This window comes from Erwinia billingiae Eb661, assembly GCF_000196615.1.
Taxonomy (GTDB): Bacteria; Pseudomonadota; Gammaproteobacteria; order Enterobacterales; family Enterobacteriaceae; genus Erwinia; species Erwinia billingiae.
On the sequence record NC_014306.1, the window covers coordinates 1,205,664 to 1,230,886 of the forward strand.

General features: G+C 55.1%; 25 protein-coding genes and 1 other annotated feature. Of the genes, 15 read left to right on the forward strand and 10 right to left on the reverse strand.

The genetic code is table 11. The annotated features are described in order from the left end of the window. Window positions 1-83 precede the first annotated feature (83 nt). The 4 genes from ykgO to EBC_RS06865 form a co-directional block, all read right to left on the reverse strand. Window positions 84-224: a type B 50S ribosomal protein L36 gene (ykgO, locus tag EBC_RS06850; RefSeq protein ID WP_013201062.1), complete on the reverse strand. Its 141-nt coding sequence runs from the start codon at window positions 222-224 to the stop codon at window positions 84-86. Between the two features lie 9 nt (window positions 225-233). Further along, entirely contained in the window at window positions 234-497 is a 264-nt protein-coding gene (locus tag EBC_RS06855) for a type B 50S ribosomal protein L31 (RefSeq protein WP_013201063.1), read from the reverse strand. A gap of 148 nt (window positions 498-645) precedes the next feature. Continuing rightward, the gene (locus EBC_RS06860; RefSeq protein ID WP_013201064.1) at window positions 646-3,798 is read right to left on the reverse strand and encodes a multidrug efflux RND transporter permease subunit AcrB; all 3,153 of its coding nucleotides are present in this window, start codon (window positions 3,796-3,798) and stop codon (window positions 646-648) included. Between the two features lie 17 nt (window positions 3,799-3,815). Continuing rightward, window positions 3,816-5,000 carry an efflux RND transporter periplasmic adaptor subunit gene (locus EBC_RS06865; protein ID WP_013201065.1) on the reverse strand — a complete coding sequence of 395 codons (1,185 nt, stop codon included), beginning with the start codon at window positions 4,998-5,000 and terminating at the stop codon, window positions 3,816-3,818. Window positions 5,001-5,140: 140 nt separating this feature from the next. Between EBC_RS06865 and acrR the strand changes: the two genes are divergently transcribed. Then, complete coding sequence (gene acrR / locus EBC_RS06870) at window positions 5,141-5,782, forward strand: multidrug efflux transporter transcriptional repressor AcrR (protein WP_013201066.1); 642 nt, start codon at window positions 5,141-5,143, stop codon at window positions 5,780-5,782. Here the strand turns inward: acrR and rsmS are convergent. The 3 genes from rsmS to priC are packed head-to-tail and all read right to left on the reverse strand — an operon-like array spanning window position 5,779 to window position 6,786. Beyond that, window positions 5,779-5,943, reverse strand: coding sequence for a pleiotropic regulatory protein RsmS (gene rsmS / locus EBC_RS24795; RefSeq protein WP_013201067.1), 165 nt, complete (start codon window positions 5,941-5,943; stop codon window positions 5,779-5,781). The genes acrR and rsmS overlap by 4 nt on opposite strands. Window positions 5,944-5,973: 30 nt before the next feature. Then, a complete protein-coding gene (locus EBC_RS06875) occupies window positions 5,974-6,219 on the reverse strand; it encodes a GlsB/YeaQ/YmgE family stress response membrane protein (RefSeq protein WP_013201068.1) in 246 nt (81 codons plus the stop codon). 36 nt (window positions 6,220-6,255) lie between these two features. Continuing rightward, on the reverse strand, window positions 6,256-6,786 hold the full coding sequence (priC, locus tag EBC_RS06880) for a primosomal replication protein PriC (RefSeq protein WP_013201069.1): 531 nt from the start codon (window positions 6,784-6,786) through the stop codon (window positions 6,256-6,258). A 66-nt stretch (window positions 6,787-6,852) separates the two neighbouring features. On the opposite strand from priC, the gene EBC_RS06885 reads away from it, so the two are divergent. The 6 genes from EBC_RS06885 (at window position 6,853) to htpG (ending at window position 12,913) form a co-directional block, all read left to right on the forward strand. Further along, complete coding sequence (locus EBC_RS06885; protein ID WP_013201070.1) at window positions 6,853-7,230, forward strand: DUF454 family protein; 378 nt, start codon at window positions 6,853-6,855, stop codon at window positions 7,228-7,230. A 154-nt stretch (window positions 7,231-7,384) separates the two neighbouring features. Next, complete coding sequence (apt, locus tag EBC_RS06890) at window positions 7,385-7,936, forward strand: adenine phosphoribosyltransferase (protein ID WP_013201071.1); 552 nt, start codon at window positions 7,385-7,387, stop codon at window positions 7,934-7,936. An 81-nt stretch (window positions 7,937-8,017) separates the two neighbouring features. Beyond that, window positions 8,018-9,952, forward strand: coding sequence for a DNA polymerase III subunit gamma/tau (dnaX, locus tag EBC_RS06895; RefSeq protein ID WP_013201072.1), 1,935 nt, complete (start codon window positions 8,018-8,020; stop codon window positions 9,950-9,952). Then, window positions 9,294-9,355, forward strand: a sequence feature (DnaX frameshifting element). It overlaps the preceding gene by 62 nt. 53 nt (window positions 9,953-10,005) lie before the next feature. Then, window positions 10,006-10,335, forward strand: a complete 330-nt coding sequence (locus EBC_RS06900; protein ID WP_013201073.1) for a YbaB/EbfC family nucleoid-associated protein — start codon at window positions 10,006-10,008, stop codon at window positions 10,333-10,335. Next, a complete protein-coding gene (gene recR, locus EBC_RS06905; RefSeq protein ID WP_013201074.1) occupies window positions 10,335-10,940 on the forward strand; it encodes a recombination mediator RecR in 606 nt (201 codons plus the stop codon). The genes EBC_RS06900 and recR overlap by 1 nt, the downstream gene beginning before the upstream one ends. 98 nt (window positions 10,941-11,038) lie before the next feature. Further along, window positions 11,039-12,913, forward strand: coding sequence for a molecular chaperone HtpG (gene htpG, locus EBC_RS06910; protein WP_013201075.1), 1,875 nt, complete (start codon window positions 11,039-11,041; stop codon window positions 12,911-12,913). A 66-nt stretch (window positions 12,914-12,979) separates the two neighbouring features. On the opposite strand, the gene EBC_RS06915 is transcribed toward htpG, so the two are convergent. Next, the gene (locus EBC_RS06915; RefSeq protein WP_013201076.1) at window positions 12,980-13,855 is read right to left on the reverse strand and encodes a LysR substrate-binding domain-containing protein; all 876 of its coding nucleotides are present in this window, start codon (window positions 13,853-13,855) and stop codon (window positions 12,980-12,982) included. A gap of 203 nt (window positions 13,856-14,058) precedes the next feature. Here EBC_RS06915 and EBC_RS06920 point away from each other — a divergent pair, with 203 nt between their 5' ends. The 7 genes from EBC_RS06920 to EBC_RS06950 all read left to right on the forward strand — a co-directional run bounded on the left by EBC_RS06920 (window position 14,059) and on the right by EBC_RS06950 (window position 20,125). Next, window positions 14,059-14,769 carry a hypothetical protein gene (locus tag EBC_RS06920; protein WP_041691927.1) on the forward strand — a complete coding sequence of 237 codons (711 nt, stop codon included), beginning with the start codon at window positions 14,059-14,061 and terminating at the stop codon, window positions 14,767-14,769. Between the two features lie 55 nt (window positions 14,770-14,824). Then, window positions 14,825-15,223, forward strand: coding sequence for an NUDIX hydrolase (locus EBC_RS06925; RefSeq protein WP_013201078.1), 399 nt, complete (start codon window positions 14,825-14,827; stop codon window positions 15,221-15,223). Continuing rightward, the gene (locus EBC_RS06930) at window positions 15,223-16,098 is read left to right on the forward strand and encodes a DUF6024 family protein (RefSeq protein ID WP_013201079.1); all 876 of its coding nucleotides are present in this window, start codon (window positions 15,223-15,225) and stop codon (window positions 16,096-16,098) included. The genes EBC_RS06925 and EBC_RS06930 overlap by 1 nt, the downstream gene beginning before the upstream one ends. Beyond that, complete coding sequence (locus tag EBC_RS06935) at window positions 16,099-17,001, forward strand: DMT family transporter (protein WP_013201080.1); 903 nt, start codon at window positions 16,099-16,101, stop codon at window positions 16,999-17,001. A 93-nt stretch (window positions 17,002-17,094) separates the two neighbouring features. Then, window positions 17,095-17,739: an adenylate kinase gene (gene adk / locus EBC_RS06940; RefSeq protein ID WP_013201081.1), complete on the forward strand. Its 645-nt coding sequence runs from the start codon at window positions 17,095-17,097 to the stop codon at window positions 17,737-17,739. A gap of 117 nt (window positions 17,740-17,856) precedes the next feature. Next, a complete protein-coding gene (gene hemH, locus EBC_RS06945) occupies window positions 17,857-18,816 on the forward strand; it encodes a ferrochelatase (RefSeq protein WP_013201082.1) in 960 nt (319 codons plus the stop codon). Between the two features lie 4 nt (window positions 18,817-18,820). Further along, window positions 18,821-20,125 (forward strand): inosine/guanosine kinase, encoded by a 1,305-nt coding sequence (locus EBC_RS06950; RefSeq protein WP_013201083.1) that lies wholly within the window; start codon window positions 18,821-18,823, stop codon window positions 20,123-20,125. 41 nt (window positions 20,126-20,166) lie between these two features. On the opposite strand, the gene ybaL is transcribed toward EBC_RS06950, so the two are convergent. Continuing rightward, window positions 20,167-21,849: a YbaL family putative K(+) efflux transporter gene (gene ybaL, locus EBC_RS06955; RefSeq protein ID WP_013201084.1), complete on the reverse strand. Its 1,683-nt coding sequence runs from the start codon at window positions 21,847-21,849 to the stop codon at window positions 20,167-20,169. A gap of 214 nt (window positions 21,850-22,063) precedes the next feature. Further along, the gene (locus EBC_RS06960) at window positions 22,064-23,266 is read right to left on the reverse strand and encodes an MFS transporter (protein ID WP_013201085.1); all 1,203 of its coding nucleotides are present in this window, start codon (window positions 23,264-23,266) and stop codon (window positions 22,064-22,066) included. A gap of 223 nt (window positions 23,267-23,489) precedes the next feature. On the opposite strand from EBC_RS06960, the gene ushA reads away from it, so the two are divergent. After that, window positions 23,490-25,193, forward strand: a complete 1,704-nt coding sequence (gene ushA / locus EBC_RS06965) for a bifunctional UDP-sugar hydrolase/5'-nucleotidase UshA (protein ID WP_013201086.1) — start codon at window positions 23,490-23,492, stop codon at window positions 25,191-25,193. The last annotated feature ends 30 nt before the right edge of the window (window positions 25,194-25,223 follow it).

Sequence of the window (25,223 nt, forward strand, 5' to 3'; positions counted from 1 at the left end):
CGGTCAGCATGCTGGCCGTCCGTTTCAGCGATAAAAAAAGCGGGCCACAATGATTGCGGCCCGCTTTTTCAGTGCTGAACAGATCAGCGCTTTTTCTTGCCACCCTGAACCGCTTTAAAGCGCGGGTTACTTTTACAGATAACGTAGACACGACCATGACGGCGGACAACTTTGCAGTCTTTATGGCGTTTCTTGGCCGACGCCAGCGAGCTTAATACCTGCATGATGACGCCTTATTTATCTAAAGATGAAGTAAAGAAGCGACCAAAGCGCTGATTAAAGCGATGCGCGCTGCCTTCTTTGGCAAAGTCTTTCTGCTTACCGGTGTAATAAGCATGAGACGCTGAAGAGACGTCCAGCGGGACGTAAGGCAGCACTTTGCCCTCCAGCTCGATAGTGCGATCGGTTTTGATGGTTGAACCGACCACGAAGTAGGTGTCTGCGCTGGTATCGTGGAACGCCACGGTGCGGTAAGCCGGATGAATACCTTGTTTCATAAATCCTCACTCAAATAAGTAATGTTATAACATAACAATAATTATGCGCGTGCGCTGAGCGAATTGCAACTGGAAAAGAGAGGCAGGGGAGAAGGGCAAAAAAAAGAGGCCGCATTAGCGGCCTCTCAGTACAGCAATCAAATGCTGATTAGTGCGGGTTGTGCTCTACAGGATGACCCTGTTCCAGCTCTTCTTTGTTCTTGCCGAAGCGGCGGCGAACCACCACAAAGAAGACCGGCACGAAGAAGATAGCGAACAGCGTTGCGGTCACCATGCCGCCCATTACCCCGGTACCCACCGCATTCTGCGCACCGGAACCTGCACCGGTACTGATCGTCAGTGGCAATACGCCGAGGATAAAGGCCAGCGAGGTCATCAGGATTGGACGCAGACGCATACGAACGGCTTCAAGCGTCGATTCGACCAGACCTTTGCCTTCCTTCTCCATAAGGTCCTTGGCGAATTCTACGATTAATATCGCATTCTTCGCCGACAGCCCAATGGTTGTCAGCAGGCCTACCACGAAGTAGACGTCATTACTGAGTCCGCGAACGGTGGTAAAGATCAGTGCCCCAATAACCCCAAGCGGGACCACCAGCATCACCGAGAATGGAATCGACCAGCTCTCGTACAAGGCCGCCAGACAGAGGAAGACCACAATTAACGAGATGGCGTACAGAGCCGGTGCCTGGTTACCAGACAAACGTTCCTGATACGACATTCCCGTCCAGTCATAGCCGATCCCTGAAGGGAGCTGAGAAGCGATTTGCTCCATCAGGCCCATCGCTTCACCCGAGCTCTTGCCCGGTGCCGGTTGCCCCAGGATCTCCATTGAAGGCAGACCGTTGTAGCGTTCCAGTCGTGGCGAACCATACTGCCATTTGGCAGATGCGAAGGCGGAGAACGGCACCATGGTTCCACTAGAGTTACGGACGAACCATTTGTTGATGTCGTCCGGTAACATACGGGAATCCGCTTCACCCATTACGTACACTTTCTTCACACGACCGCGGTCGATGAAGTCGTTGACGTAAGATCCACCCCACGATGCACCCAGCGTGGTGTTGATGTCAGAGATTGAGACGCCGAGGGCTTCTGCTTTCTCCTGATCAATCATCAGCTTGTACTGTGGTGTATCTTCCAGTCCGTTCGGGCGCACGCCAACCAACACATCAGGATGCTTGGCAACCATGCCCAACAGCTGATTACGGGCCTGAGTCAGCGCATCGTGACCCAGGTTACCCTGGTCAATCAGTTCAAAGTCGAAGCCGGTGGCGTTACCCAATTCGATAATCGCCGGCAGGTTAAACGGAATAACCATGGCATCTTTGATTTCGCTGAACGCCTTCATGGCACGTCCGGCAATCCCGTCAACTTTGTTCGCTGCACCTGAACGCTCGTCCCACGGTTTAAGGCTGACGAAGGCGATACCGGTGTTCTGACCACGTCCCGCAAAACCAAAGCCGTTAACGGTAAAGACGGATTTAACGTTGTCATTTTCCTTGGTCAGGAAGTAGTCAGTCACCTGGTCGAGAACTTTCTCAGTACGTTCCTGAGTCGCGCCCGCAGGTAACTGTGCCTGTGCCAACAGCAGGCCCTGGTCTTCTTCCGGCAGGAAGGAGGTCGGAAGCTGAATGAACAGGTACGCCATGCCCACCACGATCAGCAGGTAAATCACCAGATAGCGACCCGTGCTACGGATGATATGACCCACGCTGTTGGTATAGTGGTTGGTACTCTTATCGAACATACGGTTGAACCAGCCGAAGAACCCGGTGGTTTTACCGTGGTCGCCTTTCTTAACCGGCTTCAGCATCGTTGCGCACAGCGCTGGCGTCAGCACCAGGGCAACAATTACCGACAGCACCATTGCCGAGACGATAGTGATCGAGAACTGACGGTAGATAACCCCGGTCGAGCCGCCAAAGAAGGCCATCGGGATAAATACCGCAGACAGCACCAGCGCGATACCCACCAGGGCACCCTGGATCTGCTCCATTGACTTCTTGGTGGCTTCTTTCGGCGGTAGGCCCTCTTCAACCATCACGCGTTCGACGTTCTCGACCACGACGATGGCATCATCTACCAACAGGCCTATCGCCAACACCATCCCGAACATCGTTAGGGTGTTTATCGAATAACCGAAAGCACTAATAATGGCGAAAGTTCCCAACAGAACCACCGGAACGGCGATAGTCGGGATCAGCGTGGCACGGAAGTTCTGCAGGAACAGATACATCACGATAAACACCAGCACAATCGCCTCAATCAGGGTTTTCACCACTTCAATGATGGAGATTTTAACAAACGGCGTGGTGTCGTACGGATAGACGGTTTCCATCCCTGACGGGAAGAACGGTTCCAGCTTTTTCAGCTCATCCTTAACGGCTGCCGCGGTGTCCAGGGCGTTAGCGCCGGTCGCCAGTTTGATACCGATACCGGACGCAGGCTTGCCGTTATAGCGCGCAATGATCTCGTAGTTTTCACCGCCGAGCTCAATGCGTGCCACATCTTTCAGCAGAACACGCGAACCATCCGCATTCACTTTCAGCAGGATCTTGCCGAACTCATCGGTCGAGGTCAGACGGGTCTGAGCAATGATCGAGGCGTTCAGCTGCTGGCCTGGCACCGGTGGAGAGCCGCCGAGCTGACCTGCAGCGACCTGGGAGTTCTGTGAGTCAATGGCGCTAATCACATCTACCGGGGTCAGCTGATAGTTATTCAGCTTGTGCGGATCCATCCAGATACGCATCGCATACTGCGCACCGAAGATCTGCGTATCGCCGACACCCAGCGTACGACTGATTGGATCCTTAATGTTAGAGGCCACATAGTCAGAAATATCATTCTGATTCATGCTGCCATCTTTACTCACAAAACCGGCCACCATCAGGAAGCTGCTGGAGGATTTCTGAACCTGGATCCCCTGCTGCTGCACTTCTTGTGGCAGTAATGGTGTCGCCAGCTGCAGTTTGTTCTGCACCTGAACCTGCGCGATATCCGGGTCGGTCCCTGACTGGAAGGTCAGAGTCAACTGCAACGTACCGGAAGAATCACTGTTCGATGACATGTACATCAGGCCATCGATACCATTCATGTTTTGTTCAATAACCTGCGTGACGGAGTCCTGCAGTGTTTTCGCATCGGCACCAGGGTAAACAGCGCGAATCTGAACGGCCGGCGGAGCAACATTAGGATATTGCTCAATCGGCAGTTTTAGAATCGACAGCACGCCCATCAGCATGATGATGATGGCGATTACCCACGCAAAAATGGGGCGATCGATAAAGAACTTAGCCATGTATCAGCGGCTCCTGTTTAAGACTTAGGTTGTTCAGATCCAGCCTGTTTGGCTTCATCTGCAGTGACTTCCTGTGGAGTAACCTGAGCGCCAGGTTTGGCTCTCTGCAATCCAACGGTAATCACCTTATCGCCTTCTTTCAGACCACTGGTCACCAGCCATTTATCGCCGATAGCCTGCTCAGCCGTCAGAGTGCGGACTTCTACTTTATTATCTGCACCAATCACCATCGCCGATGCCTGGCCCGTTGGCGTACGAGTAACCGCCTGCTGAGGCACTAACAGCGCGCTTGGGTTGGTTCCCTCTTCCAGACGGGCACGAACAAACATTCCTGGCAGCAGTGAGTGGTCCGGGTTAGGGAACACGGCACGCAGCGTGATGGAGCCCGTCGTCTCATCAACGGTGACATCAGAGAATTCTAATGTTCCGCCCTGAGCGTATTCGCTACCATTTTGCAGAAGAAGTTTGACCTGAGCCTTGCCGTTAGCCTGCTGGAGCTTGCCGGAGTTCAGTTCATCACGCAGGCGCATAAAGTCTTCACTCGACTGTGTGACGTCCACATAGATAGGATCAAGCTGTTGCACGGTAGCCAGTGCGGTGGTTTGCGCGCTCTGAACCAGTGCACCTTCCGTGACGGAAGATTTACCAATGCGACCACTGATAGGGGAGGTCACTTTGGTGTAGGCCAGATTAATACGCGCGGTTTCAACGTTGGCTTTCGCAGCCTGAACGGCAGCTGCCGTCTGACTTTCGGTGGCTTTCGCCGTGTCATAATCCTGCTGACTGATGTACTTGGTACCCAGCAGCGGCTGATAACGTTTAACGGTCACCGCAGCAATTTGCGCGTTGGCCACAGCCTGCGCTAAATCACCTTTGGCACTGTCATACGCAGCCTGATAGGTTGCGGGATCGATCTGGTAAAGAGATTGTCCTGCCTTAATGTCGCTCCCTTCCACGAAATTACGTTTCAAAATAATGCCCGAAACCTGTGGGCGAACTTCTGCAATACGGAATGATGAGGTGCGACCTGGAAGGTCGGTGGTGATCTGCAATGGCGCGTTTTTAAGCGTTACAACACCCACTTCGGGTGGTTTTTGCTGTCCGGCCTGCTGCGCTTCTTTGTTATCACATCCTGTCAGCATAATGCTGCCTGAAAGCATCAGAACGGCCGCCAGAGGCGTTAACCCTCTGTTTTTGTTCATAAATAAACCTCGAGTATCCGATTTCGATTGTTCAATGGATCACAAACCCATAAACCCATTGCTGCGTTTAAATTATGGTCGTGGTATGTTACATACATTCGCAAATGTATGTAAGTGCACCCTTTTGTAAAAGTCACCCTATGGCACGAAAAACCAAACAACAGGCGTTAGAAACGCGAAATCACATCATTGATGCGGCAATTGGCAGATTTTCCGAGCATGGCGTATCCAAAACATCACTGGCCGATATCGCGACTGCGGCTGGCGTGACGCGTGGTGCAATTTACTGGCATTTCAAAAACAAAGCTGACTTGCTAAATGAAATCTGGGCACAGTCCGAATCAGGACTGGAAGACTTAGAGCTTGAGTATCAATTAAAATACCCTTCCGATCCACTCTCCGTTATGCGTGCAATGATTACCTATGTCCTTGAAGCCACGGCAAGGGACCAGCGCAGACGCTCACTTCTGGAAATTATTTTTCATAAATGTGAGTTTGTGGGTGAAATGACCACTTTACAGATGATGCAACAAACTCTGTATCTTGAGTGTTACGAGAAGATTGAAGAGGTCCTCCGTCAGTGCATTGAAGCTGGGCAACTTCCTGTTGAACTCGACACCCGACGCACCGCGGTCGTGATGCGAGCTTACATCACCGGGATTATGGAAAACTGGCTATTTATGCCGGAAAGCTTTGATTTAGCAGCCGATGCGCCACAGCTGGTGGAGGTATTGATCGACATGCTTCTGCACAGTCCAGCGCTGCGGACCCGGGCGCATTAACCTTTTTCAGCCGGCTGTTCAGTCGCTAATTTGGCTTCAAAATCTTTCTGCACCATCGCCAGCGCGGCCAATACCGTTTGCGGCGCGATAGCATTCTCTTCCAGCAGCATGATCAGATCCACCGCCAGCTTAACTTCTGCAGGCGCATTTTCCAGTGACATAGCAATTTCCTCTGATAGCCGAATAAGGCATTAAATACGCAGTTTTTTTACCAACAGAACCATCAACAGCGCGCCAGCGATGGCGATCAGCAGCGCGCGTGGCTCGATTTCTGACAGCGTGCCGTAGTTAAAGAACATCCCGACGTAGCCGCCGATCAGCGCACCAACCACCGCCAGCACCAGCGTTGGGATCAGCCCGCCTGGCCGGCCGGGGAAAAAGCGCCGGGTTAAAAAACCGACCAGCAAGCCGATGATAATCCACGAAAGAAGTCCCATCTTTTCTACCCAGAATGAAATTTTATCCAAGTATAGCTAGTGTTCACGCTTTTCAATGGCGCGCTCGATACGCTTAGTGGCTTGCAGGCAACGTTGCAGACGTCCTTCCTGCGCCGCAATTTCCCGCTGCAGGTTTTGCTGTTGGACCAGCGTTTCGCATTTCGCCAGCTGACTTTCGCGATCGGTAATCATATCCCGCAGCCGCCGTTCGTAATCCTGATGTTTCGCCAACTTTTCGTAGAGGTTCTCACTGACCGGTTCAGCAACGGCTTCGCCTTTACGCAAGGTCTGCGTGGCCAGCTCCCGTTGCAAGGCGCTGATTTGCAGCACCACGCGCTCGGCCAGCCAGGCCACACGCTCGGTGCGCTGGTCGGCAACGCTCTGGTTGAGCATTTTCAGGCTCTCCCTGATCTCCAGCAAATAATCTCCCAACCGGGTGCTGTGAGAATGAAATAACTGGGCATCAAAACGCGCTTTGGGCGTCCGTTTATTGCGGTGAGGCTCGACGGCTTCAGCCAGCTGCTCCAGCCGGGAGGCTAACTGCTCCAGCATAAGGGCACTTTTCATCTTCGATCTCCAGGCATTGCCCTGATTATGCTAGTCTCACCTCGTGTGAGGGAGGGATGTAGAGCAATGAAGCGGATCATTCTACTGATTATTGGCTGGTTAGCGATGGCGCTGGCGACACTTGGCGTAATTTTACCGTTATTACCGACTACGCCCTTTCTGTTACTGGCGGCCTGGTGCTTTGCCCGATCCTCTCCACGCTTCCACCACTGGTTGCTGCACCGTTCGCTGTTTGGCCCTTACTTACGCCACTGGCAGAAGCATCGGGCGCTGCCGCCCAAAGCGAAAGGGCGCATGGTGGTGTTTACCGTCATCACCTTTGCGGTTTCTCTGTGGCTGGTCAACATTCTCTGGGTGCGGCTATTGTTAGTCTGTCTGCTCTGCATCCTGATCCTCTTTATGCTCAGGCTCCCGGTTGTTGAGGATCCGCAAGAAAAGCCGTGATTTTGCGGTGTATGGTTGCAATTGCCCGACGGTTTGCATAGATTTGGTCGTTTTCGTGCGTAGCTTCCCCTGACGTTCTCTTTTTGCCCTGTGACAGAGTGTCAGTGCAGATGAAGCTGCGCGAGTCAGATTTGTATTTACCAGGCATAACACTATGACCGCGACTGCTCAGCAGCTTGAATTCCTTAAAAACAGTATCAAAAGCATCCCGGATTACCCTAAGCCGGGCATTCTGTTTCGTGACGTGACCAGCCTGCTGGAAGATCCCACCGCGTTTGCACTCAGTATTGAACTGTTGGTTGAACGCTATCGTGACAAGGGGATCACCAAAGTGGTCGGCACTGAAGCCCGTGGCTTCCTGTTCGGCGCGCCGGTGGCGTTAGGTCTGGGTGTGGGCTTTGTTCCCGTGCGTAAGCCGGGCAAACTGCCCCGTAAAACTTTCGCCGAAAGCTATGAGCTGGAATACGGCACCGACCAGCTGGAACTGCATTGCGATGCCATCGGCCCTGGCGATACCGTGCTGATGGTCGACGATTTGCTGGCGACCGGTGGCACCATCGAAGCAACGGTGAAACTGATCCGCCGTGCCGGTGGCGAAGTGAAAGATGCCGCTTTCATTATCAATCTGTTCGACCTGAGCGGTGAAGCCCGCCTGAAGGCGATGGGGATCGACTCCTTCAGCCTCGTTAACTTCCCCGGGCACTGATCCCGCAACCTTCAGCCTCGCCGTAAAGGTGGGGCTGTGTTAGCATTACCCTCCGGTTCACTCAACACATCCCGCGAATTAATGAGCTATCAGGTACTGGCCCGCAAGTGGCGTCCACAAGCGTTTACTGATGTCGTCGGTCAGGAGCATGTCCTGACAGCGCTGGCTAATGGCCTGTCGCTCGGCCGCATCCATCACGCTTATCTGTTTTCCGGCACCCGAGGTGTGGGAAAGACCACTATTGCCCGCCTGTTGGCGAAAGGACTGAATTGCGAAACCGGCATTACGGCGACCCCGTGTGGTCAGTGTGATAACTGTCGTGAAATCGAACAGGGGCGTTTCGTTGATCTGATTGAGATTGATGCCGCCTCACGTACCAAAGTTGAAGACACGCGAGACCTGCTGGATAACGTCCAGTACGCCCCTGCGCGTGGCCGCTTCAAAGTTTACCTGATTGATGAAGTGCACATGCTTTCCCGTCACAGCTTCAATGCGCTGTTAAAGACGCTGGAAGAGCCGCCTGAGCACGTCAAATTCCTGCTGGCGACCACCGATCCGCAAAAGCTGCCGGTGACGATTCTGTCGCGCTGCCTGCAGTTCCATCTGAAAGCACTGGATGTCGAACAGATCCGCGGTCAGCTTCAGCATGTGCTGCAGGAAGAAAAAATTGAGGCTGAGCCGCGTTCGCTCCAGCTATTAGCCCGTGCGGCTGATGGCAGCATGCGTGATGCGCTGAGCCTGGCCGATCAGGCGATTGCCATGGGGCAGGGACAGGTCACCACCGTGACGGTCAACGCCATGCTCGGCACGCTGGATGATGAACAGCCGCTGGCGCTGATCGAAGCGCTGGTCAATGCGGAAGGCGAGCAGGTGATGTCGCTGCTGAATCAGGCGGCTTCCCGTGGCGTGGAGTGGGAAGCGCTGCTGGTTGAAATGCTGACCTTGCTGCACCGCGTGGCGATGATCCAGCTGCTGCCTTCGGCGCTGGGTGATGATTACGCCGCCGTTGAACAGCGCCTGCGTGAACTGGCCCGCGTGCTGCCACCGCCCGATGTGCAGCTCTATTATCAGACGCTGCTGGTGGGCCGCAAAGAGCTGCCGCTGGCCCCGGATCGCCGCATGGGCGTGGAAATGACGCTGCTGCGTGCGCTGGCTTTTCACCCTAAACAGGTGATTGCGGAGCCGGTCGCGCGTCCGTCCATGATGCCGCAGGCCCAACCTGTGGCACCACAGGCGGCAACGCCAACGCCACCGGCGGCCACCACGCCTGCCCATACCGTGCAGGACGCGGAAGCGCCGGGGAACATGCCCGATACGACCAACCAGCTGCTGCTGGCGCGAACACAGTTGATGCGCCAACAGGGAGCGACCAAACCAAAAAAGGATGAGCCGGCAGCGCAACGTGCGCGGCCGGCAAGTTCGGCACTGGAGCGGTTGGCTTCAGTTACCGAGCGCGGCCAGAAGCGGCAGCTTGCCGCTGAACCCGCCGCGCCGGTAAAAGAAGAGGCGTATCGCTGGAAGGCGCAGACGCAGGAAGACGCGATCCCCGAGCCGGTTGCCACGCCAAAAGCGTTGCGCACCGCACTGGAGCATGAGAAAACCCCGGAGCTGATGGCCAAACTGGCCGCAGAATCGCTGTTGCGGGACGCCTGGGCGGCAGAGATTGCGCAGTTGACGTTACCGAAGCTGGTGCAGCAAATGGCGCTGAGCGCCTGGAAAGAGCAGACGGAGAGCGGCATTTGCCTGCACCTTCGCTCCAGCCAGCGCCACCTGAATTCCCCCTCAGCGCAGAAGGTGCTGACGGAAGCATTAAGTGCCGTCTCCGGTCAGCCGGTTGAACTGACACTGGTAGAAGATGATAATCCCGCGGTGTTAACGCCGCTGGAATGGCGTCAGGCGATTTACGAAGAGAAACTGGCGCAGGCGCGTCAGTCGATTATTGCGGATAATCATATTCAGACGCTGCGTCGGTTCTTCGATGCAGACGTGGATGAAGAGAGCATTCGCCCCCTTTGAAACGCTGCATTATCGCTTTGGCGGTATGCGGCCCGATCTGAGAGAGAAAAACTATGTTTGGAAAAGGCGGACTGGGTAACCTGATGAAACAGGCCCAGCAAATGCAAGACAAGATGGGCCAGGTTCAGGAAGAGATCGCGGCAATGGAAGTCACCGGTGAATCAGGCGCAGGCCTGGTGAAAGTCACCATCAACGGTGCACATAACTGCCGTCGTGTTGAAGTCGATCCAAGCCTGTTCGACGATGACAAAGACATGCTGGAAGATCTGGTTGCTGCAGCCTTCAACGATGCGGCACGTCGCATTGCGGAAGTGCAGAAAGAGAAAATGGCCGGTGTGTCTAACGGTATGCAGTTGCCACCTGGCTTCAAGATGCCGTTCTGATGCAGACCAGCCCGCTCCTTGAAAGTTTGATGGAGTCGCTGCGCTGCCTGCCAGGCGTTGGGCCGAAATCGGCCCAGCGTATGGCTTTTCAGCTTTTGCAGCGCGATCGCAGTGGCGGTATGCGTCTGGCTCAGGCGTTGACGCGTGCGATGTCTGAAATTGGTCATTGTTCCGACTGCCGGACCTTTACCGAGCAGGAAATCTGCACCATCTGCGCTAATCCACGTCGTCAGCAAAATGGTCTGATTTGCATCGTGGAAAGCCCGGCCGATATTCATGCCATTGAGCAGACCGGGCAATTTGCCGGCCGCTACTTTGTGCTGATGGGCCACCTTTCACCGCTCGATGGCATTGGTCCCAATGACATTGGTCTGGATCGGCTGGAGCAACGGCTGGAAAAAGAGTCTATTCAGGAAGTTATCCTCGCCACCAACCCCACGGTGGAAGGGGAGGCAACCGCCAACTACATCGCTGAAATGTGCGGGCAGTATGGCGTTGACGCCAGCCGCATCGCCCACGGCGTGCCGGTCGGTGGTGAGCTGGAAATGGTCGATGGCACCACGCTGTCGCACTCTCTGGCCGGACGCCACAAGATTAGATTCTAACCATTCAACGGCACGATCCGTCGTGCCTGCTTGAAATCCTGTTGTTTGCCCCCACTCTACTTCTCAACGTATATCCATCCGTATTAGTTGAGGTAGCAATGACCATGAAAGGACAAGAGACGCGTGGCTTCCAGTCAGAGGTAAAACAGCTTCTGCACCTGATGATCCATTCCCTCTATTCAAACAAAGAAATCTTCCTGCGCGAGCTGATCTCCAACGCATCTGATGCCGCTGACAAGCTGCGTTTCCGCGCGCTTTCCACGCCGGATCTCTATCAGGGCGATGGCGACTTGCGCGTACGGGTTTCCGTTGATAAGGACAACCGCACGCTGACGCTGAGCGATAACGGCATCGGTATGACGCGTGACGAAGTCATTGAAAACCTGGGCACCATTGCCAAATCAGGCACCAAATCTTTCCTTGAATCGATGGGTTCCGACCAGGCGAAAGACAGCCAGCTGATCGGTCAGTTCGGTGTCGGTTTCTACTCGGCATTTATCGTGGCGGACAAGGTCACCGTGCGCACGCGTGCGGCTGGCGCAACGGCTGACGAAGGCGTGTTCTGGGAATCGGCCGGTGAGGGCGAATACACCCTGGCCGACATCACTAAAGAAGACCGTGGCACGGAAATCACCCTGCATCTGCGTGAAGGTGAAGACGAGTTCCTTGATGCCTGGCGTGTGCGCAGCATCATCAGCAAATATTCTGACCACATCGCGTTGCCGGTAGAAATCGAAAGCCACAACGAAGAAGACGACACCACCAGCTGGGAAAAGATCAACAAAGCCCAGGCGCTGTGGACGCGTAACAAGTCGGAAGTCAGCGAAGACGAATACAAAGAGTTTTACAAGCACGTTTCTCATGACTACGCCGATCCCCTGACCTGGAGCCACAACCGCGTGGAAGGGAAGCAGGAATATACCAGCCTGCTGTATATCCCAACCCAGGCGCCGTTTGATATGTGGAATCGCGACCACAAGCACGGCCTGAAACTGTACGTGCAGCGCGTATTCATCATGGATGACGCCGAGCAGTTTATGCCGAACTATCTGCGCTTTGTGCGCGGCCTGATAGATTCCAGCGATCTGCCGCTGAACGTCTCCCGTGAGATCCTGCAGGACAGCCGCATTACCCAAAACCTGCGCAACGCGCTGAGCAAGCGTGCGCTGCAGATGCTGGAGAAAGTGGCGAAGGACGACGAAGAGAAATATCAGCAGTTCTGGCAGCAATTCGGTCTGGTGTTGAAAGAAGGCCCGGCTGAAGACAGCGCCAATGGCGAAACTATCGCTAAACTGCTGCGTTTCGCCAGCACCAGCAGCGAAGGTTCTGCGCAGAAGGTGTCGCTGGAAGATTACGTCAGCCGCATGGTCGAAGGTCAGGACAAGATTTACTACATCACGGCCGACAGCTATGCCGCCGCGAAGAGCAGCCCGCACCTGGAGCTGTTCCGCAAAAAAGGTATCGAAGTGCTGTTGCTCTCCGATCGTATCGATGAGTGGATGATGAGCTACCTCACCGAGTTCGGTGGCAAACAGTTCCAGTCCGTCAGCAAAGACGATCAGGATCTGAGCAAGCTGGCCGACGAAGAGAGCGAAGAGCAGAAAGAAGCCGAAAAGGCGCTTGAGCCGTTTGTTGAGCGCGTGAAAACGCTGCTGGGCGATCGCGTGAAGGAAGTGCGTCTGACGCACCGTCTGACCGACACGCCGGCTATCGTCACCACTGAAGCCAACGACATGAGCACCCAGATGGCGAAGCTGTTTGCCGCTGCGGGCCAGGCCGTGCCGGAAGTGAAGTATCTGTTTGAGCTGAACCCGGACCATGCGCTGGTGAAACGCACGGCGGAGACCCAGGACGATACGCACTTTGCGGAGTGGGTTGAGCTGCTGCTCGATCAGGCGATGCTGGCTGAACGCGGCACGCTGGAAGATCCCAACCAGTTTATCCGCCGCATGAACCAGCTGCTGCTGGCGTAAGGCATCCTACTGGCACTGTCATCACCAGGGGGCGAAGCGATTCGCCCCTTTTTCTTTTCTGCCGTTCTATCCCACCATGGCCGCTTCTTCTAACAGCCAGCGGCGAAACAGTTCGATCTCCCGCTCTTCCTTGCGTGACGCCTTAACCATCATCCAGGTTGCCCTGTCGACCTCGGCAAAGCCCAGCGGCGCGATCAGCGATCCCTCACGGATCTCTTTTTTCACCAGGATCTGCGGCGTCATAATAATCCCCAACCCATTGCGGGCTGCCTGGATCGCCAGCGTCAGATTATCAAAGTGCTTTCCTGCCCAGAAATCGCCCCGTGCGCCGGTTTTCTTCGCCCATTCAGCCCAGGCATGCAGCTTGGTATCCGCGTGCAGCAGCGGCAGGGTGGAGAAGTCCGTTTCATAGGTAAAGCGGTTGCTGAACGAGGGCGCGCAGACCGGGCCGATATAATCGACGGTGATAAGCGTGGCGGCAATATCGTCCTGCACCAGCTGTTCATGGCTGAGGATCAGCAGGTCGGACTGTTCGTTGCGCACCCGCTCAATATCCACATGGGTCTGGAACGTCAGCGCAATATCTTTGTGGCGCTCGGTAAACCGGCTGATCCTCGGGATCAGCCACTGCGCGAGAAAGCTGGGTGCGCAGGAGACGGTCAGGCTGTTCAGGTTTCTGGCGCGGATCTTCTCACAGGTGGTTTCGATCTCACGGAAGGTGTGCATACAGCAAACTTTCAGCCGCTCGCCGTCAGAGGTCAGCTGTACCCGACCATTCGCCCGCAAAAACAACGGCTTCCCTAACCACTCTTCCAGCAGTTTTATCTGATGGCTGACCGCACTGTGGGTCACGCTCAGCGACTGCGCCGCCAGACTGAAATTCTGATGCAGTGCGGCCTGATGAAAATAGCGCAGGGCGCGCAGTGAGGGGAGTCCTGACATAAGAGTGCTCTGTGAGAAAAACTAACAGCAAGTGTCTGTTTATATCATTTTAAAGTCCAGTCGGTTTTACCTAATCTGATTTCGCAGACAGGGAGGTCTGCCCGAAAACAAAGCTGCAGGCTCTTAACTGCAGCGCATGAGGCGGCCATCTCTCCCCGGATTAACCCACGATTACATACAACAGCGACGTGAAGGAAAGGAAAATGACAACACAGCATTCCGTAAAAACACAGCTTGTAATGTTTACCGGTGGACGTGATAGCACACTGGCAGCGTGTTATCTGATGTTACAGGGTATCCCTGTGCATCTTTGGTCAGGAAACAGTGGATGTTCACTGCATCGTGGCATTTTATCGCACCGGGTTGATGAGCTGAAAAACCGCTTTGGCGATTTGGTGGTTGACCATACGGTGGCGGATATCAGCGGGGCATTCCGCTCCATCGCCATTGAACACCTGGAAGACGATATCCTCAAATACCGGAAAAACCTGGTGTTATTGGGCGAGAAACTGGCAATCCATGCCCATCTGGTGGATTTCTGTCGACGTAACGACATCAACACCATTAACGATGGCATCACCCATTATCAGATGGAGTTCCCGGAGCAGCGGCAGGTGGCGAAATCGTTCCTGATGGAGATGATGGCGCAGTTTGATATCAACTATCAGTCGCCGATCTATGAATTCGCACAGTCAGCGGATGACGTGAAATATCGCCTGCTGCAGCTCGGGATTTCCACCAAATCGCTGGAAGGCATCAGCATCTTTGCTGACAGCTTCTCCACCCCAAGCGATGAAGTGATCCTCGCATATCTGAAAGACAAAACCCCGCTGGCACTCAACATTGTGCGTTTCCTGTCAGGCGAAACCCTGACCACCCAGCTGCTGGGTAAAACGACCAGTGCCGCTGCCTGATACGGTCTCTTTATGCGACGTAACCTTCGGGTTACGTCCTTTTTCGGAGCCTGATATGAAAATTATCGTGAAATGTGCGGCCATTATCATCTGGCAGCGTTCCTTGTTGCTGACCCGCAAGCGGGGGACCAGCACCTTTATCTCGCCTGGCGGCAAGCCGCTGGCTGGGGAAGATCATCTGGCCTGCCTGAAGCGCGAACTGCAGGAAGAGCTGGGTGTGCAGGTGAAAGCGTTCCGGCCTTTTGGCCTGTTTCACGGCCTGGCGGAGTTTGAGGCCACGGCCATTGAGAACCACGTTTATCACGTGGAGATCGCCGGCCAGCCGCGCGCCGGATCGGAAATTGAAGAAATTGCCTGGGTTAACTACCGCAGGCCACCTTGTGAAATCGCGGTGGGTTCGATCTTCCGCGATAACGTTATGCCACTGCTTTATCAGCAAGAGTTGATTAACTAATGGACGCATCCTCCTTATCACCCCATTTACAGACGGTTCACGGCGAGCAATTTTTTAAGCGAGCGCGTATGCAACGAGATGAATTAAGGGAAGAGCTTTCCCGCCTGTATAAGCTGCAGGAGTACGATATTTTCTTCGTCCAGTCCGTGCGGGTTGGGCTGGTGATCCTGTCGCACCTGTTCCATAAGCAGGAGACCACGCTGTGCCTGGCAAAGCATGCGCATTACCAGCCGGTGAGCGAACTGTTCCATCATCCGGCGTCGCAATTTACCGGGCCGGGCAACGTGCCGATTATCACGCACGTCAATCCTTACACCGGCGCGGTAAACAGCCTCGACGACAGTAAAGGCAAAGGCGTGGTGGATGCCTCCCACAGTTTCGCCACTAACCTGCACAGCGAGCTGATTGAAAAGAGTTCGATTTTTGTCGCGCCGATGCACAAGCATGCTTCGCTGACCGTTGGTTTGGCGATCATTGCCCTGCGCCCGGAGCATTTCAGTACGCTGATGCGCAGCGAACTGCGTCTGTTTGAAGAATCTACCGCCTCAGCAAAACCGCTGGAAGAAGCGATTGGCAATATTCGCAGCGCCAGCTGGCAGCCGTATAACGTGGCGAAAGTGATGAAGATAGCCCTGAAAGACATCGCCGGGATGGATTTCACTTCGATTAGCCATCCGGCGTTGCCGTTTGCCTGCTTTAACGTGCCGCCGTTAAGCGACGCGCTGCAAAAGCAGGTGAAAGCCGCCGGTGCCAGCTACTTTGCCCACTCGAAAACTCTTAGGCTTTCGTGCTGGGAAAGGGGAGACGGCAAAAAGGCCGTCGATATGAGCCGCCAGGTCGAACGGGATCTGACTCAGCTTTGGGAGCAACCCTGAATGAAACAGACTCTGCCGCTGAACGGCAATATGATCGGCATCCTGGGCGGGATTATCCTCAGCACCGACTCGGTGTTTATCCGCCTGATGAATATCGAAGACTCATGGACGATTGTCGCGCTGCGTGGCGTTTTTATGTGGGGGATCTGTCTGCTGGTGTGGGCGCTGTGGGGGAAAAGTCGCAGCACGCTCGGCCAGCCCTGGTTAACCAAAGATAACGTCTTATCAACGCTGTTTTTCTGTATCTCGTCAGCCTGCTTCGTTAATGCGCTGAACCGGGGAAATGTGGCGACGGTGCTGGTGATTATCTCCTCGACGCCGTTTATTTCCGCGTTGATCTGTCGGCTGTTCTTTAAGATCAAAAGCGATCGCAGCGTAATGATCGCCGCGCTGGCGGGCATTGTCGGGGTGATCATCGTGATGTCTGGCCGTGCGGCAGGCGATCACGCGATCGCCAACGTCTACGCGCTGGCTACGGCGGTGTCGATGGCGCTGGCCTTTATCTTCACGTCGCGGGTGAAAGGCGGCACGGTGGGACTGCCGTCTCTCGGTGGCTTACTGGCGTCATTGCTGATTGCACTTTGGATGGGCCCGGAACTGAGTGCTAGTCTGAAAACGCTGACTTTTGCGCAATATGGCTGGTCGCTGGCCGAAGGCGCGCTGATCATGCCGTTGGCTATGGGTTTGATCACCTTATCAACCCGTTACGTTTCCCCGGCAAATGCCGGTCTGTTCCTGCTGCTGGAAACGGCGCTGGCCCCGTTATGGATGGCAATATTCCTCGGAGAAATGCCGACAATTCAGGCAGTTGTTGGCGGTGCCGTGATCGTGACCGCGGTGATTTCGCAAACTATCTGGGCGCGTCGTCATGTTGCGGATGCCCGTTACGCGGACGCAGGTTAGACGCTGCGTTCCTTGTGGATAAAGGGCCATAATGGTATGGTTCCAGGCTTGGATAAATAGATCATTTAAGCGATTCGCAAGGGGATTTACGCAATGCGTATTATTCTGCTCGGTGCACCGGGTGCAGGTAAGGGGACTCAGGCTCAGTTCATTATGGAGAAATACGGTATTCCGCAAATCTCCACGGGTGACATGTTGCGTGCAGCAGTGAAAGCAGGCAGCGAACTGGGTAAACAAGCCAAAGAGATCATGGACGCCGGTAAACTGGTCACCGACGAACTGGTTATTGCGCTGGTCAAAGAGCGTATCGCTCAGGAAGACTGCCGCAACGGTTTCCTGTTAGACGGCTTCCCTCGCACCATTCCTCAGGCTGATGCCATGAAGGACGCGGGTATCAAAGTCGACAACGTGCTGGAATTTGCTGTACCAGACGAACTGATTGTTGAACGCATTGTGGGTCGTCGCGTTCATGCGCCTTCTGGCCGCGTTTATCACGTCAACTTCAATCCACCAAAAGTGGAAGGCAAAGATGACGTGACCGGCGAAGAGCTGACCACGCGTAAGGACGATCAGGAAGAGACCGTGCGTAAGCGTCTGGTCGAATACCATCAGATGACCGCGCCGCTGATTGCTTACTACAGCAAAGAAGCCGCAGAAGGCCACACCGCGTATCACAAAATCGACGGCACCCGTAAAGTGTCTGAAGTCAGCGCAGAGCTGGCTAAAATCCTCGGTTAATTTCTCAGGGGCCAGGCCTTGTCTGGCTCCTACTACAGCAATTGGTTTTCCCCCCGCCATTTTCCGCTAGAATAAGTCTCGTTTACATCACCCAAGATGCCCAGATAAGGAATAATAATGCGGCAAGATAAACCCGGCGTGCTGTTGGTGAACTTAGGCACACCTGATGCACCCACCACGCCTGCTGTAAAACGCTACCTGAAACAATTCCTCAGCGATCCGCGCGTGGTCGATACGCCGCGTTGGTTGTGGTGGCCGATCCTTAACGGTGCGATCCTGCCGATCCGCTCTCCGCGCGTCTCCAAACTGTATGCCTCGGTATGGATGGACGAAGGCTCCCCGCTGATGGTTTACAGCAAGCGGCAGCGTGCTGCGCTGGCAGCCCGACTGGATATGCCGGTTGAACTTGGCATGAGTTACGGCAACCCCAGCCTGAAAAGCGCGCTGGACAGCCTGATGGCGCAGGGCATTAACCGCCTGATCGTCCTGCCGCTCTATCCACAGTTCTCCTGTTCAACCGTTGCCGCGGTTTGGGATGGCATTACCAGCGTGTTCGCTGGTTATCGCAGCTTGCCATCCGTGGACTTTATTCGCGATTATGCCGAACATCCGGCCTATATTGCGGCGCTGAAAGCCTCCGTTGAGCGCTCTTTTGCCACCCACGGCAAACCCGATCTGCTGGTGATGTCTTTCCATGGTATTCCGCAGCGCTTTGCCGATGAAGGCGATGATTACCCTAAACGTTGCCATGACACCTATGATGCGCTGACCGCCTCGCTGGGTCTGACCGATCAGAATGCGATGCTCACCTTCCAGTCCCGCTTTGGTCGTGAACCCTGGCTGATGCCTTACACCGATGAGACGATGAAGTCGCTGCCGGCAAAAGGCATTAAGCATGTACAGATCATGAGCCCGGGCTTCTCTTCAGACTGCCTTGAGACGCTGGAAGAGATCAGTGAGGAGAACAAGGAGTTCTTTATCCACGCGGGCGGCACTAAATTTGAATACATTCCAGCCCTGAACGATGATGAATTGCATATCGATATGATGGTTGAGTTGGTCAACGGGCGGAGATAGCCGAATGAAATTTCCCGGCAAGCGTAAATCTAAACACTACTTCCCGGTCAGCGCGCGCGATCCTCTGCTGCAAATCGCGCAGCCTGAACAGGAGGTCTCCGGCAGCTGGATCGTCGGCATCGATCAGACGCTGGTGGACATTGAAGCCAACGTCGATGATGACTTTGTGGCGCGTTATGGCCTGAGCAGCGGTCACTCGCTGGTCATCGCCGATGACGTGGCGGAAGCGCTCTATGCAGAGTTAACCCGGGAAAACCTGATCACCCATCAGTTTGCGGGTGGCACCATCGGCAATACGCTGCACAACTATTCGGTGCTGGCGGATGACCGTTCGGTGCTGCTGGGCGTGATGTGCCGCAACGTGCAGATTGGCAGCTATGCCTATCGCTATCTGTGCAACACCTCCAGCCGCACTGACCTGAACTACCTGCAGGGCGTCGACGGGGCCATCGGTCGCTGCTTTACCCTGATTGGGGAAAATGGCGAACGTACCTTCGCCATCAGCCCCGGCCTGATGAATCAGCTGAAGAAAGAAAGCATCCCGGAAGAGGTGATTGCCGGTGCCTCTGCGCTGGTTTTAACCTCGTATCTGGTGCGCTGCGCGCCGGGCGAGCCGATGCCGGAAGCCACGATGGAAGCGATCGGCTTTGCCAAAAAGCATAACGTGCCGGTGGTGTTAACGCTGGGCACCAAATATGTCATTGGCGATAAGCCCGAGTTCTGGCAGGCGTTCCTGCGTGAACACGTTTCGATTCTGGCGATGAATGAAGAGGAAGCGGAAGCGCTGACCGGGCTCAGCGATCCGCTGATGGCGTCGAATATGGCGCTGGACTGGGTGGATTTGGTGTTGTGTACCGCCGGACCAAACGGCCTGTTTATGGCGGGATATACCGAAGAAGAGGGCAAACGCGTCACCCAGCATCCTTTGCTGCCTGGTGCGATCCCCGAATTCAACCAGTACGAATTCAGCCGCGCGATGCGCCATCAGGACTGTGAGCAGCCGTTGAAGATTTTCTCGCACATTGCGCCTTATATGGGCGGCCCGGAGAAAATCATGAACACCAACGGTGCGGGAGACGGTGCGCTGGCGGCGATGCTGCACGATATCACCGCCAATAATTATCACCGTCTGAATGTGCCCAACTCCAGCAAGCATGGCCGCAACTATCTGACCTATTCGTCACTGGCCCAGGTGTGTAAATACGCCAACCGCGTCAGCTATCAGGTGCTTAATCAGCATTCTCCCCGGCTTTCTCGTGGCTTGCCGGAGCGTGAGGACAGCCTGGAAGAGTCCTACTGGGAACGCTAACGATTTTCCCCGCTGGCTATCCGGCCGGCGGGGAAGGCCAGTCAGATCGGACACTCTCGTGGCAATTCACTCAGACTGGTGTGCATCAGCGTATGCATACTGCTGGCAATCTCGCGCTCTCCCATCACCACCTGATCGGCACCTCGTTCAATGATATAGCTCACTTCATCATCATGATGGGCGCGGGCAATAATCTCGATATTAGGCCGTTTCTCGCGTGCGGCGGTGACAATCTCGCCCGCTTCATAGCCATTGGGAATGGTCAGTAGCAGCCAGCGTGCGCAGTCCAGCCGCGCTAATTCCATGGTGTCGACGCGGGCCGCATTGCCCAACACCGCGCTGATCCCTTGTTCTCTCAAAGCCTCAACGCGCGGACGGCTGTTCTCGACCACCACGATCGGCACGCCTTCCTCGATCAGCTTTTTCCCCAACAGACTGCCGACGCGACCAAAACCCACCACAATGGCGTGATTACAGAGATCGACCGGGATCTGCTTCTCTTCCTCAATGGCTTCTTCGATCACCTGATCGTCCAGCGTCTCGGTTTTATTCAGGTAACTCTGCAACAGGGTAAACAGGATCGGGTTGAGCATAATCGACAGGATCGCCCCTGCCAGCACCAGATTGCGTCCTTCGCCGGTTAACAGGTTAAGGGAGATCCCGAGTCCGGCAAGGATAAAGGCGAACTCACCAATCTGCGCAAGGCTGACGGAAATGGTTAAGGCCGTGCGGCGTGAGTGGCCAAACATCCTGACCAGCACCAACGCCGCCAGCGATTTACCCAGCACGATAATCGCCAACACGCCAATCACCGCCAGCGGCTCTTTCAGCAGGATCATCGGGTCGAACAGCATGCCGACAGAGACAAAGAACAGCACCGCAAAGGCATCGCGTAATGGCAGGGTGTCATGGGCCGCACGGTGGCTGAGTTCCGACTCATTCAGCACCATGCCTGCGAAGAAGGCGCCAAGGGCAAAGGAGACATCGAAAAATTCCACCGCACCGAGAGCAATGCCCAGCGCCAGGGCGAGCACAGCGAGGGTAAACAGTTCGCGGGAACCGGTTGCCGCGCTGCGGGCGAGGATCCACGGCACCACGCGGCGACCCACCACCATCATCAGCACCATAAAGGCCACGACTTTGCCGATGGTGATCAGCAGGTCATACAACACCATGCTGATGCTGGCGTTGCCTTCTTCGAACATACCGGCAATGGCGGGCAGCAGCACCAGCGCCAGCACCATCACTAAATCTTCCACAATCAACCAGCCGATAGCAATTTGCCCCCGCTGGCTGTCAATTAACTGACGCTCTTCCAACGCACGCAGCAATACCACGGTACTGGCCGTTGAAAGACACAGACCGAACACCAGGCCGGTTAACCACGGCCAGCCCATCGCCCATGAAAGCCCCATTCCCAGCAGTGTCGCCACGGCAATCTGCGCGATTGCGCCGGGAATGGCGATGGCCTTTACCGCCATCAAATCCTTCATCGAGAAATGCAGGCCGACGCCGAACATCAGCAGGATCACACCCAGTTCCGCCAGTTCCGGTGCCAGGTTGGTATCGGCAACAAAGCCAGGGGTGAAAGGACCGGCCAGCACACCCGCTAACAGATAGCCAACCAGAGGAGAAATTCGCAGGCGATTTGCCAGCATACCAAAGAGGAAGGCGAGAACGAGGCCTCCCACAATGGTGGTGATAAGCGGTGTGGTGTGGTGCATGCCTCTCTCCTGTGTGAAAATGTGTCCGGTTGTAATATTAAGCGTATAACATAATTGATCACACTGCTTGATATAAAGGGTTATAACGGCAATAAACTGCAATTCCTTAGCCGGAATCGCACAGAAGTGTGATTTCTGTGAGTTATCGGGGTGGAAGCTTGATTTGTGGCAGAAATTAAGCGGCGCAGATCGCAATTATCTGCGCCGGGAAGGGTTATTTAGCCCGGTTATCAGGCAGGAATATGGTCAGAATACCGAGAAGTGGCAGGTAAGCACAGATTTGATAGACAGTATTAATGCTGCTGTGATCGGCAACCACGCCCAGCACCGCCGCGCCCAGGCCGCCCATGCCGAAAGCGAAGCCGAAGAACAGGCCGGAAACCATGCCAATCCGGCCCGGCATCAGTTCCTGGGCGTAGACCAGAATGGCCGAGAAGGCGGAGGCGAGCACAAAGCCGATAATGGCCGACAGCACACCGGTCCACCACAACGACACATGCGGCAGCAGCAGGGTAAACGGGGCCACGCCGAGGATCGATACCCAGATCACCCGCTTACGGCCCACCTTGTCACCGATGGGCCCGCCGATCACCGTCCCGGCGGCGACCGCGAATAAAAAGGCAAACAGGTGGAACTGGGCACTCTGAACCGTCAGGCCAAACTTCTGCATCAGGTAGAAGGTGTAATAGCTGCTGAGGCTGGTCAGATAGAAATATTTTGAGAAGATCAGCACCAGCAGTATTGAGATAGCGAAGGCCACTTTTTTGCGTGGTAAGGTTGTCACCTCTGTCGGCATCGCCTTGCTTTTTGCCACCCGATGCTGAGCCTGATACCAGCGGCTGATTTGCAGCAGCACGACGATCGCCAGCAGCGCGGCGAGGGTGAACCAGGCGACGTTACCGCGGCCGTAGGGTGCGATGATCAGCGCAGCCAGCAGCGGGCCGAGGGAACTGCCGAAGTTTCCGCCCACCTGGAACAGGGACTGTGCCAGGCCATGTCGCCCACCGGACGCCATTCGCGCCACGCGGGACGATTCGGGGTGAAACACCGAAGAGCCGGTACCGACCAGCGCCGCCGCCAGAAGAATGGTGGGGAAGTTCGTTGCCAGCGCCAGCAGGATCAGGCCGCCCAGCGTGAATCCCATGCCGATCGGCAGCGACCACGGCTGCGGATGTTTATCGGTGTAGTAACCGATCACCGGCTGCAGCAGCGAGGCGGTGACCTGGAAAGTCAGGGTTATAAGGCCCACCTGCACAAAGCTGAGGGTAAACTCCGTTTGCAGTAGCGGATAGATCGCCAGAATCAGTGACTGGATCATATCGTTCAGCAGATGGGCCACGCTGATGGCGCCAAGAATGCCAAATGACGTCCTGGCTGGGGCAGAAGAAGCAGAAGACAGTATTTGTTCGCTGGCCATGAGAAAACCTGTTCGTTCGAAGGGTTGGAGGAGCAGTAAGAAGGCTAATTATTATCCCGCTCAGTTATCCTGCGGCATAATCGATAAATAGTCACAAATAAATGACAAAACCGCCGTTAATTTTTGACATTCAGTTTACGCGATACCGCGCGACCCATTCATAACAAGGAGATTCGTTGTGCTTTCATTAAATAAAAGGCTGGTGCCAGCCCTGACCTTCCTGATGCTAAGCCTGCCGCTGGTGGCCCAGGCCTATGTGAAGGATCGGGTGTATAAATTCACCGTGCTGCACACCAACGACCACCATGGACACTTCTGGCAGAACGAGCACGATGAATATGGCCTGGCCGCGCAGAAAACCATGATGGATGAAATTCGTTATGACGTTCAGGCCCACGGCGGCCAGGTGCTGATCCTTTCTGGCGGCGATATCAATACCGGCGTGCCGGAATCCGACCTGCAGGATGCGGAGCCGGATTTCCGCGGCATGAATCTGGTGGGCTATGACGCGATGGCGATTGGCAACCATGAATTTGATAATCCCCTGTCGGTGCTGCGCCAGCAGCAGAAATGGGCCAAATTCCCGCTGCTCTCGGCCAATATCTATCAGAAAAGCACCGGCAAACGCCTGTTTCAGCCTTACGCGTTATTTAACCGTATGGGCCTGAAAATTGCGGTGATTGGTCTGACAACCGACGACACCGCAAAAATTGGCAACCCGGAATACTTCACCGACATGGAATTCCGCAAGCCCGCCACTGAAGCCAAAGAAGTGGTGGAAGCGCTGAGGAAGAAAGAGAAGCCGGATGTGATTATCGCCGCCACGCATATGGGCCATTACGACAACGGTAACCACGGTTCCAATGCGCCGGGCGATGTGGAAATGGCGCGTGAATTGCCGGCAGGCTATCTGAATATGATTGTCGGCGGCCACTCGCAGGATCCGGTCTGCATGGCGAAAGAGAACGTCAGCCAGAAGGATTATGTGCCGGGAACGCCGTGCACGCCGGACCAGCAAAACGGCACCTGGATTGTGCAGGCGCATGAGTGGGGCAAATACATTGGCCGTGCCGACTTCACTTTCCTCAATGGCAAATTAACGTTAGAACATTACGAACTGGTGCCAATCAACCTACGCCACAAGGTGACCAACGCCGACGGCAGCGTCAGCTGGATTAACTACACCCAGGAAATCGCGAAAAACCCGGCGATGATGAAGTTACTGACGCCGTTCCAGAAAAAAGGCGAAGCGCAGTTGGGGGTAAAAATCGGCAGCGTTAACGGCCATCTGGAAGGTGACCGCAGCAAGGTACGATTTGTGCAGACCAACCTTTCCCGCCTGATCCTGGCGTCTCAGATGGAACGCACCAAAGCCGACTTTGCGGTGATGAGCGGCGGTGGCGTGCGTGATTCAATCGAGTCCGGCACCATTACCTATAAAGACGTGCTGAAGGTGCAGCCATTTGGCAATACGCTGACCTATGTGGAGATGAAAGGCAGCGACGTCGAGAAATATCTGGCGGTGGTGGCCAATAAGCAGGTGGATTCCGGGGCCTACGCGCAGTTCGCCAACGTCAGCCTGGTGGCTTATGGCACCGGCGTCAGCGAGATTAAAATCAACGGTGAGCCGCTGCAGGCGGATAAAATGTACCGCATGGCCACGCTGAGTTTTAACGCCACCGGAGGCGATGGTTATCCGCCGGTCAATCAGCTGCCTGGCTATGTGAATACCGGATTTGTCGATGCCGAAGTGCTGAAGCAGTACATCCAGAATCACTCGCCGCTGAATGCGGAGGCGTTCGCGCCAAAAGGCGAAATCGTCTACCAGAAAGAGGCGCCGGTAGAGAAAAAAGATCCGGCGGAGCAGGACGAGCCGCTGCTGCCGAAGGTGTGGAAATTATTTAAAATCCAGACCGCCCAGCGTTAGACGAAAAAAAACGGCACCCCAACTGGCGGT

Excerpts from the sequence above, each read along its gene's own strand:
- ykgO (WP_013201062.1), bottom strand. The coding sequence starts at position 224 with ATGCAGGTATTAAGCTCGCTGGCGTCGGCCAAGAAACGCCATAAAGAC.
- EBC_RS06855 (WP_013201063.1), bottom strand. The coding sequence starts at position 497 with ATGAAACAAGGTATTCATCCGGCTTACCGCACCGTGGCGTTCCACGAT.
- EBC_RS06860 (WP_013201064.1), bottom strand. The coding sequence starts at position 3,798 with ATGGCTAAGTTCTTTATCGATCGCCCCATTTTTGCGTGGGTAATCGCC.
- EBC_RS06865 (WP_013201065.1), bottom strand. The coding sequence starts at position 5,000 with ATGAACAAAAACAGAGGGTTAACGCCTCTGGCGGCCGTTCTGATGCTT.
- acrR (WP_013201066.1), top strand. The coding sequence starts at position 5,141 with ATGGCACGAAAAACCAAACAACAGGCGTTAGAAACGCGAAATCACATC.
- rsmS (WP_013201067.1), bottom strand. The coding sequence starts at position 5,943 with ATGTCACTGGAAAATGCGCCTGCAGAAGTTAAGCTGGCGGTGGATCTG.
- EBC_RS06875 (WP_013201068.1), bottom strand. The coding sequence starts at position 6,219 with ATGGGACTTCTTTCGTGGATTATCATCGGCTTGCTGGTCGGTTTTTTA.
- priC (WP_013201069.1), bottom strand. The coding sequence starts at position 6,786 with ATGAAAAGTGCCCTTATGCTGGAGCAGTTAGCCTCCCGGCTGGAGCAG.
- EBC_RS06885 (WP_013201070.1), top strand. The coding sequence starts at position 6,853 with ATGAAGCGGATCATTCTACTGATTATTGGCTGGTTAGCGATGGCGCTG.
- apt (WP_013201071.1), top strand. The coding sequence starts at position 7,385 with ATGACCGCGACTGCTCAGCAGCTTGAATTCCTTAAAAACAGTATCAAA.
- dnaX (WP_013201072.1), top strand. The coding sequence starts at position 8,018 with ATGAGCTATCAGGTACTGGCCCGCAAGTGGCGTCCACAAGCGTTTACT.
- EBC_RS06900 (WP_013201073.1), top strand. The coding sequence starts at position 10,006 with ATGTTTGGAAAAGGCGGACTGGGTAACCTGATGAAACAGGCCCAGCAA.
- recR (WP_013201074.1), top strand. The coding sequence starts at position 10,335 with ATGCAGACCAGCCCGCTCCTTGAAAGTTTGATGGAGTCGCTGCGCTGC.
- htpG (WP_013201075.1), top strand. The coding sequence starts at position 11,039 with ATGACCATGAAAGGACAAGAGACGCGTGGCTTCCAGTCAGAGGTAAAA.
- EBC_RS06915 (WP_013201076.1), bottom strand. The coding sequence starts at position 13,855 with ATGTCAGGACTCCCCTCACTGCGCGCCCTGCGCTATTTTCATCAGGCC.
- EBC_RS06920 (WP_041691927.1), top strand. The coding sequence starts at position 14,059 with ATGACAACACAGCATTCCGTAAAAACACAGCTTGTAATGTTTACCGGT.
- EBC_RS06925 (WP_013201078.1), top strand. The coding sequence starts at position 14,825 with ATGAAAATTATCGTGAAATGTGCGGCCATTATCATCTGGCAGCGTTCC.
- EBC_RS06930 (WP_013201079.1), top strand. The coding sequence starts at position 15,223 with ATGGACGCATCCTCCTTATCACCCCATTTACAGACGGTTCACGGCGAG.
- EBC_RS06935 (WP_013201080.1), top strand. The coding sequence starts at position 16,099 with ATGAAACAGACTCTGCCGCTGAACGGCAATATGATCGGCATCCTGGGC.
- adk (WP_013201081.1), top strand. The coding sequence starts at position 17,095 with ATGCGTATTATTCTGCTCGGTGCACCGGGTGCAGGTAAGGGGACTCAG.
- hemH (WP_013201082.1), top strand. The coding sequence starts at position 17,857 with ATGCGGCAAGATAAACCCGGCGTGCTGTTGGTGAACTTAGGCACACCT.
- EBC_RS06950 (WP_013201083.1), top strand. The coding sequence starts at position 18,821 with ATGAAATTTCCCGGCAAGCGTAAATCTAAACACTACTTCCCGGTCAGC.
- ybaL (WP_013201084.1), bottom strand. The coding sequence starts at position 21,849 with ATGCACCACACCACACCGCTTATCACCACCATTGTGGGAGGCCTCGTT.
- EBC_RS06960 (WP_013201085.1), bottom strand. The coding sequence starts at position 23,266 with ATGGCCAGCGAACAAATACTGTCTTCTGCTTCTTCTGCCCCAGCCAGG.
- ushA (WP_013201086.1), top strand. The coding sequence starts at position 23,490 with ATGCTAAGCCTGCCGCTGGTGGCCCAGGCCTATGTGAAGGATCGGGTG.